At 68.3% G+C, this 16,814-nt stretch carries 10 protein-coding genes; 4 read left to right on the top strand and 6 right to left on the bottom strand.

Features of this window, described 5'->3' with window-relative positions:
- Positions 1-504: 504 nt before the first annotated feature.
- Positions 505-813 (top strand): FeoA family protein, encoded by a 309-nt coding sequence (locus tag H5407_RS20255; RefSeq protein WP_255501352.1) that lies wholly within the window; start codon positions 505-507, stop codon positions 811-813.
- 70 nt (positions 814-883) lie between these two features.
- A complete protein-coding gene (locus H5407_RS20250) occupies positions 884-2,755 on the top strand; it encodes a ferrous iron transporter B (protein ID WP_183106307.1) in 1,872 nt (623 codons plus the stop codon).
- Between the two features lie 407 nt (positions 2,756-3,162).
- Here H5407_RS20250 and H5407_RS20245 read toward each other — a convergent pair whose 3' ends face one another.
- From H5407_RS20245 to H5407_RS20230, 4 genes are all read right to left on the bottom strand, one after another.
- The gene (locus tag H5407_RS20245) at positions 3,163-3,582 is read right to left on the bottom strand and encodes a hypothetical protein (RefSeq protein WP_183106306.1); all 420 of its coding nucleotides are present in this window, start codon (positions 3,580-3,582) and stop codon (positions 3,163-3,165) included.
- Positions 3,583-3,748: 166 nt separating this feature from the next.
- Complete coding sequence (gene prsT, locus H5407_RS20240; protein ID WP_183106305.1) at positions 3,749-6,529, bottom strand: XrtA/PEP-CTERM system TPR-repeat protein PrsT; 2,781 nt, start codon at positions 6,527-6,529, stop codon at positions 3,749-3,751.
- A gap of 146 nt (positions 6,530-6,675) precedes the next feature.
- A complete protein-coding gene (gene sbcB, locus H5407_RS20235) occupies positions 6,676-8,127 on the bottom strand; it encodes an exodeoxyribonuclease I (protein ID WP_183106304.1) in 1,452 nt (483 codons plus the stop codon).
- Between the two features lie 79 nt (positions 8,128-8,206).
- Entirely contained in the window at positions 8,207-10,192 is a 1,986-nt protein-coding gene (locus H5407_RS20230) for a prolyl oligopeptidase family serine peptidase (protein ID WP_183106303.1), read from the bottom strand.
- 194 nt (positions 10,193-10,386) lie between these two features.
- On the opposite strand from H5407_RS20230, the gene H5407_RS20225 reads away from it, so the two are divergent.
- Positions 10,387-12,714 (top strand): penicillin-binding protein 1A, encoded by a 2,328-nt coding sequence (locus H5407_RS20225; protein WP_183106302.1) that lies wholly within the window; start codon positions 10,387-10,389, stop codon positions 12,712-12,714.
- A gap of 83 nt (positions 12,715-12,797) precedes the next feature.
- Here H5407_RS20225 and H5407_RS20220 read toward each other — a convergent pair whose 3' ends face one another.
- Positions 12,798-13,988 carry a S41 family peptidase gene (locus H5407_RS20220; protein WP_183106301.1) on the bottom strand — a complete coding sequence of 397 codons (1,191 nt, stop codon included), beginning with the start codon at positions 13,986-13,988 and terminating at the stop codon, positions 12,798-12,800.
- Between the two features lie 162 nt (positions 13,989-14,150).
- On the bottom strand, positions 14,151-15,272 hold the full coding sequence (locus H5407_RS20215; RefSeq protein ID WP_183106300.1) for a beta-ketoacyl-ACP synthase III: 1,122 nt from the start codon (positions 15,270-15,272) through the stop codon (positions 14,151-14,153).
- A gap of 295 nt (positions 15,273-15,567) precedes the next feature.
- On the opposite strand from H5407_RS20215, the gene H5407_RS20210 reads away from it, so the two are divergent.
- Positions 15,568-16,545 carry a GMP reductase gene (locus tag H5407_RS20210; protein WP_183106299.1) on the top strand — a complete coding sequence of 326 codons (978 nt, stop codon included), beginning with the start codon at positions 15,568-15,570 and terminating at the stop codon, positions 16,543-16,545.
- Positions 16,546-16,814 lie beyond the last annotated feature (269 nt).

Raw genomic sequence — 16,814 nt, 5'->3', positions numbered from 1 at the left:
CGGCCGGCCGGCGGCCCCCGCCGCGCAACCCGCCCCGGCGCTGCCACAGCGGCAACGCCAGCGCATTCTAGAAAGCGGGAGTGTATCGGCGAATCAGGAAAACGCTAAACGTTTGCGCGGCCGATTTTGCGGGGCCAAAAGACAAAAGGGTGGCGGGTCGGGGCCGTCTCGCAAGTCCTGAGCAAACCCCGGGCCAGCCCGGTGCTTGCGCCCCTCAGACGCCCAGGGGTGCGTCAGCGTATTGAGACGGCCGCCTGGGCGGCCCTTCTTGATGGGCCAGGCGCCCAGGGCCGAGCATGCCGAGCCATCGCAACAGCCGCCGCCCTCTTCGGCCGGCCCTGCCCGCTGCCGCCCAAGCGACGCCGCCCGCGCCTGTCTGGGGGAAGGCCCCCACAAAATTCACGCGCCGGTCTTGCGCTGGCTCAAGCCTGCCTCACTAAATGCGATTCTTTCTCATTTAGAATGTCATCATCCTCTTCCAGAGCCTCGCTCGCGGCAGACACCATGATTGCAGCTCCGTCCTTCACGCTGGCCCAGGCCAGCATCGGCCAGGCCCACCGGGTCAAGTCCCTGCATGCGCCGGCCCATGCGCCGGAATGGCCGCAATGGCTGGAGGAGATCGGCTTCGTCAGCGGCGAGCACGTCTGCGTGATCGCCAAGGGCCTGCCCGGCGCCGACCCGCTGGTCGTGCGCATCGGCCAATCCACCTTCGCCCTGCGCCGCGCCGAGGCCGACTGCATCGAGCTGGCCCTGCCCCACGAGCTTCCCGAACTGACGAGCACGCCAGCCTTGGGCCAGCAGGCCCTGGCATGAGCGGAGCACGGTCGCCCCAAGGGGCTCTTTCCCGCCCGGCGGGACCGCACGCAGGGCCACAGTCGCTCCCATGAACGAAGCCGTCATCCATCTGCATCCGGCCGGCCCGCTGCTGGCCCTGGTCGGTAATCCGAACTGCGGCAAGACCGCCCTCTTCAACCGCCTGACCGGCAGCCGCCAGAAGGTGGCCAACTACGCCGGCGTGACCGTCGAGCGCAAGGAAGGCCGGGTCCAGACACCCCAGGGCAAGAGCCTGCGCCTGCTGGACCTGCCGGGTACGTACAGCCTCTATCCGCGCTCGCCGGACGAGCGCGTCACCTGCGATGTGCTGGCCGGCCGGGCCATCGGAGAGAAACGCCCCGACCTGGTCGTGTGCGTGCTGGACGCCACCAATCTGCGCCGCAACCTGCGCCTCGTGCTGGCCGTGCAGCGCATGGGCCTGCCTTGCGTCGTCGCGCTCAACATGGCCGATCTGGCCGCCAAACGCGGCCTGCACATCGACACCGAGAAGATGTCCCGCGCCCTGGGCGTGCCCGTGGTGCGCACCGTGGCCACCAAGGGCGAAGGGCTGGACGAGCTCCGCGCCATGCTGGGCCAGCGCGAACACTGGCCGGCCGTGCCGGCCCAGGGCGAGCCCAGCACCGATCCGCAGGACCAGGCTCGCGTCAATGCACTGCTTCATGAGCTGGGGCTGGACCAGCAGACACCCGAGCTGCCCAGCGACCAACTGGATCGCTTCGTGCTGCACCCTGTCCTGGGCCCGGTGCTGCTGGCGGTGCTGCTGTTCTTTTTGTTCCAGGCCGTGTTCAGCTGGGCCGAGCCACCCAAGGACCTGATCGAGGCCGCCATTGCCTGGCTGGGCACCGAGGTGGGCGGCCTGATGCCCGAGGGCTGGCTGCGCAGCCTCGTGGTGGACGGCCTGATCGCAGGCGTGGGCGGCGTGCTGGTCTTCCTGCCCCAGATCCTGATCCTGTTCTTCTTCATCCTGGTGCTGGAGGAGTCCGGTTACCTGCCCCGTGCTGCCTTCCTGCTGGACCGCATCATGGGCAGCGTGGGGTTGTCGGGCCGCAGCTTCATACCGCTGCTGTCCAGCTTTGCCTGCGCCATTCCGGGCATCATGGCCACGCGCTCCATCGCCAACCCGCGCGACCGCCTGGTGACCATCCTGATCGCCCCCATGATGACCTGCTCGGCGCGCCTGCCTGTCTATGCGCTGCTGATCGGGGCCTTCGTGCCGCAGCGCCAGCTGTGGGGTGGCATCCAACTGCAGGGCCTGGTGCTCTTCGCGCTGTACCTGGCCGGCATCGTCGGCGCCATGGCCGTGGCCTGGGTGCTCAAGCGCTTCACCAGCGGCCAGCAAACGCGCCCGCTGATGATGGAACTGCCCAGCTACCACTGGCCGCATCCGCGCAATATCGCCATCGGCCTGTGGCAGCGGGCGGTGATTTTCCTGCGGCGCGTGGGCGGCATCATTCTGGTCCTGACCCTGCTGCTGTGGCTGCTGGCCAGCTTCCCCGGCCCGCCTGAAGGCGCCACGGGCCCGGCCATCCAGTACAGCTTTGCCGGCATGCTGGGTCGCGGCCTGGCCGTGCTCTTCGAGCCCATCGGCTTCAACTGGCAGATCAGCCTGGCCCTGGTGCCTGGGCTCGCCGCCCGCGAGATCGCCATCAGCGCCCTGGGCACCGTCTACGCCCTGGCCGCCACCGGCGAAGACACCGCGCAAGCCCTGGCCCCGCTGATCGCCCAGAGCTGGGGCCTGCCCACGGCCTTCTCCCTGCTGGCCTGGTTCGTCTTCGCCCCGCAGTGCGTGGCCACCCTGGCGGCCGTGCGTCGCGAGACGGGCGGGATGAAGATCCCGCTGATCATGGTGGGCTATCTGTTCGGGCTGGCGTACCTAGCGTCCTACATCACCTTCCATGTCAGCAGGTGGTGCCTGGGGTGACCCCCTACGGCCTTAGGTCGATCCCAGCCGGCATGCCCGGAGGAAGGGCAGAGCCGGATCCTCGGCCCTTGCGCGAGGGCCTGCGCAAGCGACGCCGGACGCGCGTCCTGAGTGGCTTGGTCGGCCGTGCTGTGACTGCCTGAGAGGGGCGAGGCCGATCACGGGCGTCGCGCGGGCGTGTGCGGCGCTGGCACCGGCAAGGCCGGGTGCATGCGGGAAGCATCGCGAAGGGGGCAGGTCTTGCCTGAGGCGTTGAGATCGCCCCCCTGCCCATCGGCGGCGCCCCGAGGGGCTGCGGCGCCAGATTGCCGTCAGTGGCGCCCCCCCCCCCGACTGCCAGCAAGGCCTCGTGGATCAGGGGAGGATGCAGGCGAGGCCGGCCGCCGCCCCGTGACGGCCGCGGGGGATCAGAATGCCGCCTTGATCAACTCCGCCAGCTGCGCATCACTGATGGGCTTGGACTTGTTCAGGAAGTCCGGTGTCGCGCAGACGGCACTGGCGCCGGACTTGGCGCAGACGCTCCGGAATTCCTTGTACTGGAACGCATCACCGCCCAGCGCGGGGAACGGCTGCATCTGGATGCCGGTCACGGACTTCCACATCGCGAACTGCTCTGCGGGCGCCAGGCGCAGCGTCACCAGCTCCTTGCCCTGGGCGTCCTGGTAGGTCACGTCCGTCGCCTTGTGCCCGTAGGCAGAAATGGATCGAACGGTGTGCGTCACCGAGGTCAGACCGAGAATCTTGGCGACGGTGGCGTCCGGAAGCTCGCCGCTGAAGGCTGGCAGGGACAGCAGGCTGAGGCTCAGGGCAAGGTTGGCGAACTTCATCGGTCCTCGTTTGAGTTGGGAAACGGGGGTTGGGAAACGGGGGGTTGTGAAACGGGTTCTCGACCGGCAAAGGCCCCGCCGTCCCGGAGTGGACCTGGGGCGCGACCTTGCGGCCGCGGGCACGGCATGACGCTGGGCGCCTGCGGCGCCCTAGCGCTCGTGCAGCTCAGCGATTGGCCTCCGCCAGCAGCTTGTTGACCTCGTCCTGCTGCGCAAAGCTCTTGCCCAGCTTGCTCAGCTGCTGCAGCTCCTGGCGGGCGGCAGACTTTTCGCCGGCACCCAGCAGGTAGCGGGCCAGGGCCAGGCGGTAGGTGGGCACCTCGGGCGAGAGCTGGACAACCTGGCGCTGAACCTCCAGGGCCTTCTTGGCCTGCCCTTCGGCGGCCAGGGCGCTGGCATAGGTGTCCATCACGGCGGGCTGCTCGGGCGCCAGGGCCAGGGCCTTCTGCGCATAGTCCAGGGCGCCGGGCTTCTTCTGCACGCTCAGCAGCCAAGCCATGTTGTTCAGGGCGCCGACCAGGTCCTGGCGTTTTTCCAGCAGGGCGCGGTAGTGCTTCTCGGCGCCGGGGTAGTCTCCGCTGGCCAGGGCGAGGTCAGCGAGGTAGAGGGCGAAGGTGGTGTCCTCGGGATGGGCCTTGAGCCAGCCTTCGGCAAAGCTGTCGGACTCGGCGGTACGGCGGACCTTGCGCAGCAGCGCATGTAGGCGCAACGGGGCCTCGCCCGGGCGATCCAGGGTCAGGGCCTTGCGCATGGCGGCCAGGGCAGGCTCGGTTGCTCCGAGTTCCTGCTGAACAACGCCCTCTGCCAGGTAGCCCGCCGCTGCCTTGGGATGGCGGGTCTGGAGGTCCTTGGCCAGGGTCAGGGCCTCCTGGGGACGCTTCAGTTGCAGCTCCACCTGGATGGCCATCGCACGACCCTGCAGGTCATCCGGCTTCACGTCCAGCAGCTTCTTCAGCTCGCGCTGTGCCGCCTGGTAGTCCTTGTTGATGATCAGCACACCAGCCGTCCCCAGCTGGCCCACGCCGGATTCCGGCATCAGCGAGGTGATCTTGCCGAAGGTGCTCAGGGCCTGGCCGTTCTCACCGGCCGCGAGCTGGGCTCGTGCCATGCGCTCCAGCAGCTCGATGTTGTTGGGGATGGCGGCCACGGCGGCCTGCGCGGTGCTGAGCGCGAGCTTGGCGTCGCGGCCGGCCAGCAGCACGTCCAGCAGCATCTCTCGGGCCATGGCGTCGTTGGGATCGACGCGCACGGCTTCGTTGAGCGTCTTGAGGATCTGCTCGTGCGGCTTGCCCAGTTGGGCGTCCAGCTCGGCCAGGGCGCGCAGGGCCTGCGAGTTCTTGGGGTTGTCCTTGATGAAGGCTTCCAGGCGGGCGCGGGCCTGATCGGGCTTCTTCTCGTTGACGTCGATGGTCACCAGGCCACCCACCGCCAGCAGCATCTTGGGGTCCTTCTTGAGCACGGCTTCGAAGGACTTGCGCGCCTCGGCCAGATTGCCCTGGGCCAGTTGCACGCGGCCTCGCAGCAGGGGCACGTCCACCGAGTCCGGCTGCTTGCGCTCCAGGCCCTCGATGGCCTTGAGCGCACCGGCGTAGTCGCGGCGCCCGGCCAGGGCGCTGATCAGGGCCAGATCCACGCCGGTGCCCTTCTCGGTGGCGGCAATGCTGCTGAGCTCGCTCAGCGCCGCCTCGCCAGACCCGCCCCGGCCCAGTTGGCCGATCGCCAAGGCCGCGCGGTAGCGCTGGTCCTCGGGATGCAGGGCCGAGGCGCGCCTGAAGAAGTCCTCGGCCTGTTTCTGCTCGCCCAACAGCATGCTGGCCTGGCCGGCCAGGGCCAGGGCCTCGCTGTCCTTGCTGCTGCTGTCCAGCAGCGGCTTCAGGGCGACCAGGGCCTTGGCTGGCTGGCGCAGCTTGATCAGGGCCTGGGCATGCTGGTAGCGCAGCTGCGAGGACTGCGGCGCCAGCTGCACCGCCTTGGCCGACAGGGCTTCGGCCTCGCTGTAGTTGCCCAGCCGGGCCTCGGCCATGGCGGCCATGCTCAGCAGGCCCAGGTGCTCGGGCGCGGCTCGGCGCAGGGCCTGCACCAATTCCTTGGCGCGGCTGTAGTTGCCGGCGGCCATCTCCACCTTGGCCTCAAGCAGGGCAGTGCGGCCGCCGGGCACGCCGGCCTTCTTCATCGTGGCCAGTTGCTGACGCGCGCCCTCGACGTCATTGCGGGCCAGGGCCAGGCTCAGCAGGGCGTCGTGCGCATCGAACTGGTCGGGACGCAGCGCAAGCAGCTGCTGGAAGGTCTTGGTGGCTTCCTGAGGCTGGTTCATCGCGCGCAGCTGGAGCTGGGCCTTGAACAGCAGGGCATTGACGGACTTGGGATGGGTCTTGAGCAGTTCGTCCAGGCGCTGCACGGCCTGGTCGAAGGCCTGCTGGCTGGACAGGATACGGGCCTGGGCCAGGCTGGCCTGCTCCGAGCCCGGATCCCCGGCCACGGCGGCATCGGCCAGTTGGCGGGCGCGCTCCTTGTCACCGGTACCCAGGGCGGCGGCACTCAGTTGGGCGTCCAGGGCGGCCTGGGCGGACTTGTCGGCCAGGCGGGTGCTGCCGTAGTCGCTGAGCACCTTCTTCAGTTGGCCCTGGCTCAGCATCACCTGGACCAGCAGGGGCAGCACCTGCTCCTGGGGATGCTTGTACTCCAGGGCGCGACGCAGCTCGATCTCGGCGCTGGCCAGCTCCCCGCTGTCCAGCATGGCCTTGCCCAGCAGGAAACGGCCTTCCGGATTGGAGGGGTTCTTCTGCAGGAGGTTCTTCAGCTCAATGGTGGCCGTCTTGGCGTCCTGCTGCTGCAGGGCCGTCTTGGCGGAGGCCATCAACTCCTCCTCGCTCTTGCCACCGCAGGCAGCCAGCAGGCTCACACTCAGGACCAGGGGAAGGCTCAGACGTCGGGCGCGCAGTTTCAAGTCAATGTCTCCGATGGTTTGCGGCGGGATCATGCCCTCAAGCGCCAAAGAATGCAGCAGGGACACCCCCACACTCGCAGGGGAACGGTCGTTTGATGGATGTCATGTCGGTAGGGTGGGCGCTCGGGGGCGCCACCCGCTCGGCCTCACAGCGGTGGCGCGATGGACTCGGCGTAGTCGTACAGAGCCCCGAGGATGTCCTGGCTGCGCTCGTCCTCGGCATGGTCGGCCTGCTCTCCCAGGGCATCGATGCGCTCGAAGAAGGCACTGAGGCTCAGGGCGCCGCCCTCGCCTCCATGCAGCCGGGCCACGCAATGCTGCTGCCAGCGCGCCTGCTCGGCCTCGCCGAGGCTTGCGGGAAAGTTGCGGGCGCGGTAGCGGAACAGCAGCTCCTCCAGCCGCCCGTCCTCGAAGGCGATGCGGCCCGCGGCCACGCGCTCGGCCAGAGCCGCGCCGTCCAGGGTGCGCAGGCGCTGCAACTGGCGGCGGTCCTCGTTGCCAATGAAGCCGCCGTAGAGGTCTTCGTCAACGTCCAGGGGCGGCAGGGGCTCGCGCTGGTAGACCCGCGACCACAGCCCCGCCAGCGAGGCGCCCTTTTCGGCCAGGAGCTGTGCATGGACCAGAGCCTGCGTCTTGTCCAGACCCCAGCGCTGGGCGACGGCATCGCTGACGGTGGCCAGATGGCCGATGACGACGGGCGACTTGTTGACGTGGATGGTCTTGATGGGCAGGCGCACCTGCCCCTCGGGCAGCTCGGACTGACGGGAGAACAGGCGTGCGCGCAGGGTCTCGGCATCCAGCGCGAAAAGCTCGGATGGGTCATGGGCCAGGTCCCAGACGATCAGCTCGTTCTTGTTGGTCGGGTGGGCGGCCAGCGGCCACACCAGGGCCAGGCAGCCGCGCTCCACGCCATACATGCCGGAGATGTGCCAGAAGGGCCTGTTCACGCCAATCTCGGCCCAGACGGCCTCCTTCTTGCGTAGCTTCAGGCAGAAGTCGAAAAGCCGCGGCTGCTTCTGGCGCACCAGGCGGGCCAGGGCGATGGTCGCACGGACATCGGACACGGCGTCGTGGGCCTGCTCGTGGGCCAAGCCGTTGGCGCGGCTGAGGTCCTCCAGCTTGAAGGACACCCGGCCGTCTTCATGGCGCGGCCACTCGATGCCCTCGGGGCGCAGCGCGAAGGTGCAGCGCAGCACGTCCAGCAGGTCCCAGCGGCCGCAGTCGTTCTGCCACTCGCGGGCATAGGGGTCGATGAGGTTGCGCCAGAAGAGGAAGCGGGTGACCTCGTCGTCGAAGCGCAGCGTGTTGTAGCCCACGCCCACCGTACCGGGCTGGGCCAGCGCGGCTTCGATGCGCGCGGCGAACTCGCGCTCCGGCACGCCCTCGAGCTGGCACTGCTGGGGCAGGATGCCGGTGAGCAGGCAGGACTCAGGATCGGGCAGGTAGTCCGGTGAAGGCTGGCAGTAGAGCGCCAGGGGCTCGCCGATCTCGTTGAGCTCGGCATCGGTGCGGATGCCGGCAAACTGGGCGGGGCGGTCATGGCGCGGCACGCGGCCGAAGGTCTCGTAGTCGTGCCAGAAGAAGCTGAAGGATTGCATGGGCCCGCACGATACTCCATCCGCACCAGCATCGCGCCGGCACCATCCGCAGCAAGGCGGACGGTGCCGCCCCGCAGCCTCAGCCCTTGGGCGCCAGGACCTGGGCCAGGAATTTTTCCAGGTGGCCGAAAAGCTGGTCGCGATAGGCCTGATGGCTCAGCTGGTGGTCGCCCTTGTCGAAGGTGTGGAAGCTGTGAGCCTTCCCGGCCTTCTTCAGGGCCTCGGCCATCTTGACCGAGTGTTTGTAGTCCACCTGCCGGTCGTGTGTGCCATGCAGCAGCACGACCGGCACCTTGATCTTCTGGGCATGGAGCACAGGCGAGGTGCTGCGCAGGCGCTCAGCGTCGTCGCGGGCATCGCCGATCTGGCGGCGTACGGCCTCGCGGCGACTACCCTGGCCGGCGTCATCGACGAAATCGACCAGGTCGGTCACGGGTGCAAAGGCAAAGGCACCCTGGTAGAGGTCCGGCGTCTTGACCACGCCCATCAGCGCCGCATAGCCACCGTAGCTGGCCCCCACGATGGCCACGCGCGAGGGATCCGCCCACTTGCTGTCTACACAGTGACGGAGCACATCCTCGAGGTCGTCCTGCATTTCCAGGCCCCAGCGACGCAATCCGGCTTCCATATAGGCCTCGCCGTAGCCGGTCGAGCCACGGAAGTTGGGCTGGACTACCAGGTAGCCGCGGTCGGCGACGAAGGCGGCCCAGGCGTCGAACTCGAGCCCATCGGCTGCTTGCGGCCCGCCGTGCGGCATCATGACCAAGGGCAGCTTCTCGCTGCCTTCGGCCCCGGGCGGATAGGTGACGAAGGCATGCAGCTCCATGCCGTCCCGGGCCTTGTAGAGGAAGTGCTGCTTCTGGCCCAGAGGCTGCTTCTGCAGCTCGGGATAGGTCTGGGCCAGCAGCTTGATGCTCGGCGCGTCTCCGAGGTTGGCGATGTAGATGCTCTCCGGCTGGCCAGGAACCTCGGAGGTTAGGATGAAATCCTGCCCGTTGCGGGCGCCGGCGTAGAGCATGTTGAAGCGCCCCGGCAGGGACTCGTCAAGCTCGGCCTGCCAGGCCTTGTAGCGCGGATCCCAGTAGAAGCTGGCCATCTCGCCCAGCACGGCCTTGCGGATGCCCACGGCTTCGCCGCGCTCGTCGTGGATCAGGCGGCCGTCCAGTGCATGGCGCTTGTCGGCGAGCTTCAGCACGGGCTTGCTGTCCGGCTTGCTGATGTCCAGGGTGAAAACGGCGGTCAGGCCCTCGTGAAGGGCTTGAAGGTAGAGCCGGTCAGGATCCAGGCCGAAGCCCAGCGGATACATGCGCTCGCGGTCGAAGGCGCTGTACTGTGATATCTGACGCCAGTTCTTGCCATTGGCGTCGCAGACCCACAGGGTGGTGACGCCCTGCTCCGTGCGGCCGATGCCGACGCGCACCTGGTGGGAGGCATCGGTCACCCAGTCGTAGATGCGGTCGCGGGCCGTGAAGTAGGTGCTGCGCTCTGCGGTGTCGATGTTGACCTTGTAGACGGCGGTGTCGAACACACGGTCGCTGGCGGGCAGCTGCAGCAGGATGTGCTTGCCGTCAGGGAGATAGTCCAGCACCTCGTCCTGGATCTGGGCCCAGCGCAGGTTCTTGGCTGAGGCGCCGCGGTTCTTGATCAGGTTGATCAGATTGCTGCCGTCGGCGTTGATGGCGACCAGACGGGTCTCCATGGTCGTCCAGACACCCATGTATTCATGTTCGCGGTGTGAGGGATAGCGCAGTCCGAGCACCAGGCGCTCGTTGTTGACCCAGCGGATCCAGCCGAAGATGAACTCCAGGTTGTCCGTGGTCATCAGGTTCTGCACGGGGCCGCCGGCCGCCGCGCGGGTGACCAACATGGTGCCGGCCTCGCTGTTGACGAGGGCGGCCACCCGCTTGCCGTCGGGCGACAGCGACAGCTGCTCCATCAGCGGCCGGCGGCTGAAGCTGCGCAGGGGCAGCGGGGCACGCGCCGCCTGGGCCAGGCTCATCGCGGCCGGCAAGGCGGCCACCGCCAGCATCTGCGCGCCGGCACTCAGCACTGCTCTTCTCTTCATCGTCGTTCTCCTCCCCCCCATGCTGCGGGGCAGCGGCATTCTGCCGCGCAGATATGCGGCCACCCAAGCCTGGCGCCTCGGGGTTTTCCATCTTTCCCCCCCCTCTGGGGGAAGCCATCCAACATGCGGACCGGCATGGGACCCGGGCCGGCGCCCGGCCCATAATCCGGCGCATTGTCGAGCCCTCGCCCCCAATGACCTTGATCAAGCCAACCCTGCCCTGCCCCGCCCCTCGTGCCCAGCAGGGCCGGATCTCCCGCAAGCTGCTGCTCTGGATCGGACTCGGCCTCCCCCTGGCCCTCCTGCTGCTTCTGGGCGTGGCCGCAGCCTTCATCTACCCCTCGCTGCCCTCGCTGGACAAGCTGACGGACTACCAGCCGCGCCAGCCCCTGCGCATCTACACCTCCGACGAGGTGCTGATCGGCGAGTTCGGGGCCGAACGGCGCAGCTACCTGCCGCTGAAGGACATCCCCAAGCGCATGCAAGACGCGCTGCTGGCCGTCGAGGACTCGGCCTTCTACGAGCACGGCGGCATCAGCTACACAGGCATCCTGCGCGCACTGCTCAGCAACACCGTCAGCAGCCGCAAGCAGGGTGCGTCCACCATCACCCAGCAGCTGGCACGCGACCTCTACCTGACCAAGCGCCAGCTCTACAGCCGCAAGTTCATCGAGATGCTGCTGGCCATCAAGATCGAAGGCCAGTTGCCCAAGGAGAAGATCCTGGAGGTCTACATGAACCAGATCTACCTGGGTCAGAAGGCCTACGGCTTCGAGGCGGCGGCGCAGACCTATTTCGGCAAGTCCCTCAAGGACCTGGACGTCGCTGAAATCGCCATGTTGGCCGGCCTGCCGCAGAACCCGGCCTATGCCAACCCGGTGGCCAATTTCCAGCGCGCCAAGCGCCGCCAGTTGCTGGTGCTGGAGCGGCTCAAGGACACGGGCGTCATCACCCCCGAAGAGCACGACCGCGCCCGCGAGCAGAAGCTGCACATCCGCAGCAGCCAGGACGAGCGCCTGCACGGCGAGTATGTGGCCGAGCTGGTGCGCCAGCAGATCTTCGCCCAGTACGGCGAGGAGGCCTACACCCTGGGCCTGAAGGTCTACACCACCCTCGTCGCGGAACAGCAGCAGGCAGCCTACCGGGGCCTGCGCAAGACCCTGCTGGAGTACGAGCGCCGCCGCCCCTGGCGCGGCCCCGAGGGCTTTGTGGAGCTGCCCGAGGAGGCGGCCGAGGAAGACGCCGCCATCACGCAGGCCCTGGCCGAGCACCCCGACAACGACGAGCTGCGCGCCGCCGTCGTCACCAAGATCGCTGGCGGCAAGCTCTACGCCTCGCTGCAGAGCGGGGACGAGCTGGTGATCAGCGGCGATGGGCTGCGCGCCCTGGGCAACGCGCTGTCGGACAAGGCGCGGCACGAGCTCCAGGTGCGCCGCGGCTCCATCCTGCGGGTGCTGAAAGGATCGCCCACCAAGGAGTACCCGCAAGGCGCCTGGGCGGTGACCCAGTCCCCCGAGGCCGAAGGCGCGCTGGTGGCCCTGGCGCCGGACAGCGGCGAGGTGCGCGCCCTGGTCGGCGGCTTCGACTTCAACCGCAACAAGTTCAACCATGCCACCCAGGCCTTGCGCCAGCCGGGTTCCAGCTTCAAGCCCATCGTTTATTCGGCGGCCCTGGAACTGGGCGTCACGCCCAACACCCTGATCAATGATGCGCCACTGGCCTACGACAACTGGGAGCCCCGCAACTACGACGGCAGCTACGACGGCCCCATGCCCATGCGCACGGCCCTGGCCAAGTCCAAGAACATGGTGACCATCCGCCTGCTGGAGCAGGTCAGCCCGCCGCGGGCGCGGCAGTGGGCCGGCCGCTTCGGGCTGGACGTGGACAGGCAGCCCGACAACCTCACCCTGGCCCTGGGATCGGGCTCGGTGACGCCCATGCAGATGGCCGGCGCCTATGCCGTGTTCGCCAATGGCGGCCAGCTGCGCAAGCCGGTGATCGTGCAGCGCGTGCTCGATGCCAAGGGTCAGGTCTTGTTCCAGGCCCAGGCCCAGGCCGACGGCGAACCCGCCATCTCGGCACGCAACGCCTTCGTCATCAGCAGCCTGCTGCAGGAGGTCACCACGCGGGGCACGGCGGCGCGCGCCGCGGGCCAGCTCCGGCGCACCGACCTCTACGGCAAGACCGGCACCACCAATGACTCGGTGGACGCCTGGTTCGCCGGCTTCCACCCACGCATGGCCGCCGTGGTGTGGATTGGGTATGACAACCCGCACAGCCTGGGCGACCGCGAAAGCGGTGGCGGCCTGGCCCTGCCCGCCTGGATCAGCTTCATGGAAGTGGCCTTGCGCGGCGTGCCGCCCTCCGAGCTCCAGCCGCCCAGCGAGGGCCTGGTGCGTGAAGGCCAGGAATGGGTCTTCGAGGAATTCGCGGGCCCTGCAGGGCTGCAGCAGATCGGTGTCTCGGGCGCGCCGGCCAGCGCCGCCTCGGCGGCATCGGGCCCGACCAGCTCAGAGCCCTGACGCCGCCGGAGTCTCAAGGCCCCGGTGAGCCCAGGTGCTTGCGGGCCAGCCCCTGCGTTCATCCGGCCCGGGCCCCAGCATATTTAGGGACTGCCGCCGCCCGTGCCCGGCCTACGCTGCAGCGAGCCGCCTTCCAGCCAGCGCTGCACGGCCTGCAGCTCGGCGCCGGCGTCGTCAGGCCCATGCAGCTCGGGCAACAGGATGTCGGGGAGGACGCCGTGGGCATCGACCGGCAGCTGCGGCAGGCGCAGGCTGCGCGAGGTGGCGTACCAGAGGTCGCGGCGGCCGGATGGCAGGGTGAAGGGCCGCATATTGCTGTAGTCCAGCGCGCCGAAGCTCGGCCGCCCCAGCAGCTTGACGCCCAGGCCCTGGCGCACCGTCAGCAGGAACTGCTCGCAGGAGCTGCCGCAGTCGCGGTCCATCAGCACGGCGACCTTCTGCGGACGGCGCTTCTCCGGCACCACGCTGCGCTCGTAGACGAAGCGATCGGCCTGCACCCGCGCCCAGCTGCCCGCCGGCACCGCCCGCAGTGCGGCCAGCACGGACTGCGCGAAAAGCACGCAGGCGGCGTCGCCCGGGGCATAGCGCGCGCAGATCTGCTCATGGGCGCGCTGGTTGGCCGGCGTGGACAGCCACTCCACACCCACGCTCACCGGCTGCTCGGCGAGCAGCCAGGGCAGCAGGGGCGCATAGCTGCTGTCCGCGCCACCGTCGTTGTCGCGCACGTCGATGATCCAGTTGGGATGACTCAACAGGGCGGTCCGCTGCTTGCGCAGCAGGGCCTCCAGCGCCGCACGGTGCTGGGGCGAGAAGCTGGGCAGGTGGATGACCAGCGTGCGCGACGTCAGCAAGCGAAGCGTGGGCTGGCGGGTCGCGGGCGCAGGCTCGGGAGCGGCACCGGCCGTGGCCGTCGTGGTGCCGCTGCCGGCGGAGGCAGCCTGCGCCTCCGCGCCCGGGCTGCTGCTTACCCACAGATGGCCCTTGCGCCAGAGCTTCAGGTAGGTGTTGAGCAGGGCCAGGCAGGCCTTGTCATCGGCGATCTGGGCGGCCTCGCCGCGGGCCTTGAGCAAGGCGGCCGCCATGACCTGCTCGCCACGCTGGGGCAGCAGACCGCGGGCGCCGGCGTCGTTCTCCATCAGGAAGCCAGGCATGGCTTCGAGGTCCTTGGCACAGGCGTCGCCCGCACCCAGCGCCTGATCCGCGGCCTGCACGCCCTGGGCCCGCGCTGGGTGGGCAACACCTGACCCCAGGGCCAGCGCCCAGGCCAGTGCCATGACCCCTGCGCCCAGACCGCGACCACGCCCTGCTGATTGCCATCCTGCCGACTGCTTCATGGTCGTGCCTCCTCCTGAGTTCTTGTCTTGCACAGGCAGGTTCCATGCCTGCGTCCGGGTCCGGGGCGCCTGCGCGCCCTTCGGCCCAGCCTGGCGCGGGTCTCAGCGCCGGCGCACCACCAGGCTCCCGACGGAATAGCCGGCCCCGAAGGAGCAGATCACGCCGGTGTCCCCCGCCTTCAGGTCCGCGCGGTGGCGATGGAAGGCGATGATGGAGCCGGCAGAAGCGGTGTTGGCGAACTCGTCCAGGATCAGCGGGGCGACGTCCGAGCCTGCCTCGCCGCCCACCAGCTTCTTGACGATCAGCTGGTTCATGCCCAGGTTGGCCTGGTGCAGCCAGTAGCGGCGCACAGCCGTCGTCTCCAGGCCCAGTTCGGCCACGTGAGCCTCGATGTGAGCAGCCGCCACCGGCACGACTTCCTTGAACACCTTGCGGCCCTCCTGGCGGAAGGTCTTGTCGCGGGCCCGGGGGTCGCTGTCCTCGCTGCGGTTCATGAAGCCGAAGTTGTTGCGGATGTTGTTGGAGAACTGCGTGGACAGCTTGCTGCCCAGCACCTCCCACTGCTCGGCGGCCACGGCGTCTTCTGCGCGCTCCACGAGCAGCGCCGTGCAGACGTCACCGAAGATGAAGTGGCAGTCGCGGTCCGTCCATTCCAGGTGAGCCGAGGTGATCTCGGGGTTCACCACCAGTGCACAGCGCGAGGCGCCGCTGCGCACGGCGTTCCAGGCCTGCTCCAGCGCGAAGGTCGCCGAGGAGCAGGCGACGTTCATGTCGAAGCCATAGCCGCCAGCACCCAGCGCCTGCTGGATCTCGATGGCCATGGCGGGGTAGGCGCGCTGCATATTGGCAGCAGCGCAGATGACCATGTCCACGTTCTTGCCCTCGCGGCCGGCGGCGGCCAGGGCCTGGCGGGCGGCATCGACGGCGATCTCGGCCATCAGCGAGAGCGCCTCGTCCGGGCGCTCAGTAAAGCGGGGGTGCATGCGGGCTGGGTCCAGCACGCCATCCTTCTCCAGCACATAGCGCTGCTTGATGCCCGAGGCCTTCTCGATGAACTCCACGCTGGAATGTGACAGGGCCTCCACCCGGCCGGCGGCGATCGCCTCGGCCTGCTCGGCGTTGTGTCGGTCCACATAGGCGTTGAAAGCCTGGACCAACTCGGCGTTGCTGATGGTATGCGGCGGCTGGTATAGGCCGGTGCCGCTGATGACGACTGCGTGCATGGACAAATCCTGTGGGCGGCGCCTGGGGCGCCTGCTGAAGCGGGCAAGTGTAGCCAGCCGCTTTGCACGCTCCATTGGCGGCTTCCCCCAAACAGCAGCTTGCACCGCGGACGCCCATTCCGCGTAGAATCAATCACCGGGCCCAAATTTTGGCGCCCGGTTTTTTGTGCCCGCACCTTGCCATGCTGCAAGGCCTCGCGGATCCACAAGTTTCTGACCGGGACTCCAAGTCAAGCGCTCGCAGCCGAGGCCGTGCACTGCACCAACGCACGCCGCAATGCGAATCCCTTGAACCATGGAAATCTTCGACTACGACAACATCCTCCTCCTGCCGCGCAAGTGCCGCGTGGAGAGCCGCGCTGAATGCGACACCTCGATCGAGTTCGGCCCGCGCCGCTTCAGGCTGCCCGTGGTGCCGGCCAATATGAAGACGGTGGTGGATGAGCGCATCACCGAATGGCTGGCCGCCAACAGCTACTTCTATGTGATGCACCGCTTCGACCTGGACGCCGTAGCCTACGCCCGCACCATGCGCGACAAGGGCCTCTTCGTCTCCATCAGCTCAGGCGTGAAGGAGGCGGACTACGCCCTGATTGACCGCCTGGCGGCCGAAGGCGTGGGGGCCGACTACATCACCATCGACATCGCCCACGGCCATGCCGACAGCGTGCAGCGCATGATCGCCCACATCAAGCAAAGACTGCCGGACACCTTCGTGATCGCCGGCAATGTGGGCACGCCCGAGGGCGTGATCGACCTGGAGAACTGGGGGGCGGACGCCACCAAGGTCGGCATTGGCCCCGGCAAGGTCTGCATCACCCGGCTCAAGACCGGCTTCGGTACGGGCGGCTGGCAGCTCTCGGCGCTCAAATGGTGCGCCCGCGTGGCCACCAAGCCCATCATTGCCGACGGCGGCATCCGCCACCACGGCGACATTGCCAAGAGCGTGCGCTTCGGCGCCTCCATGGTGATGGTGGGCTCGCTGTTCGCGGGTCATGAAGAGTCGCCCGGCAACACGGTAGAGGTCGATGGCAAGCTCTACAAGGAGTACTACGGCTCCGCCTCGGACTTCAACAAGGGCGAGTACAAGCACGTCGAGGGCAAACGCATCCTCGAACCCGTCAAGGGCCGCTTCGCCGACACCGTGCGGGAAATGCGCGAGGACCTCCAGAGCTCCATCTCCTACGCCGGCGGCCGCCAGTTGGCCGACCTGCGCAAGGTGAACTACGTCATCCTGGGAGGGGAGAACGCTGGCGAGCACCTGTTCATGTGAGACGCGGGCGGCCTGCCGCCGCCCGCTTGATGATCGTCCGTCCCTAGCAGCAAGCCCAGGCCGCCTCGCTTGGGCGGGGCGCTGGCAGGCTGGCCCGGCCACCGCGCCGTTTAGACGTCATGCTGGGCGGGGTCGTGATGCAAGGGCATGTACCGAAAGCACCCTGTCTTGCATCAAGATGTTTCCTACGGCCGCCAAAATCCCCCTTTCTGCGCAAGTAGGGGGCTGACAGGCGCTGCGTACTCGCCACAATGCAGGCGCTCTCCAAT

The sequence above is a fragment of the Mitsuaria sp. WAJ17 genome (genome assembly GCF_014174515.1).
Taxonomy (GTDB): domain Bacteria; phylum Pseudomonadota; class Gammaproteobacteria; order Burkholderiales; family Burkholderiaceae_C; genus Roseateles_B.
The sequence above is the reverse complement of the archived record's forward strand: the minus strand, read 5'-3'. Positions and strand labels throughout refer to the sequence as shown.

Coding starts and splice junctions, on each gene's coding strand:
- H5407_RS20210 (WP_183106299.1), top strand. CDS start 15,568: ATGGAAATCTTCGACTACGACAACATCCTCCTCCTGCCGCGCAAGTGC.
- H5407_RS20225 (WP_183106302.1), top strand. CDS start 10,387: ATGACCTTGATCAAGCCAACCCTGCCCTGCCCCGCCCCTCGTGCCCAG.
- H5407_RS20245 (WP_183106306.1), bottom strand. CDS start 3,582: ATGAAGTTCGCCAACCTTGCCCTGAGCCTCAGCCTGCTGTCCCTGCCA.
- H5407_RS20255 (WP_255501352.1), top strand. CDS start 505: ATGATTGCAGCTCCGTCCTTCACGCTGGCCCAGGCCAGCATCGGCCAG.
- H5407_RS20215 (WP_183106300.1), bottom strand. CDS start 15,272: ATGCACGCAGTCGTCATCAGCGGCACCGGCCTATACCAGCCGCCGCAT.
- H5407_RS20220 (WP_183106301.1), bottom strand. CDS start 13,988: ATGGCACTGGCCTGGGCGCTGGCCCTGGGGTCAGGTGTTGCCCACCCA.
- H5407_RS20230 (WP_183106303.1), bottom strand. CDS start 10,192: ATGAAGAGAAGAGCAGTGCTGAGTGCCGGCGCGCAGATGCTGGCGGTG.
- H5407_RS20250 (WP_183106307.1), top strand. CDS start 884: ATGAACGAAGCCGTCATCCATCTGCATCCGGCCGGCCCGCTGCTGGCC.
- sbcB (WP_183106304.1), bottom strand. CDS start 8,127: ATGCAATCCTTCAGCTTCTTCTGGCACGACTACGAGACCTTCGGCCGC.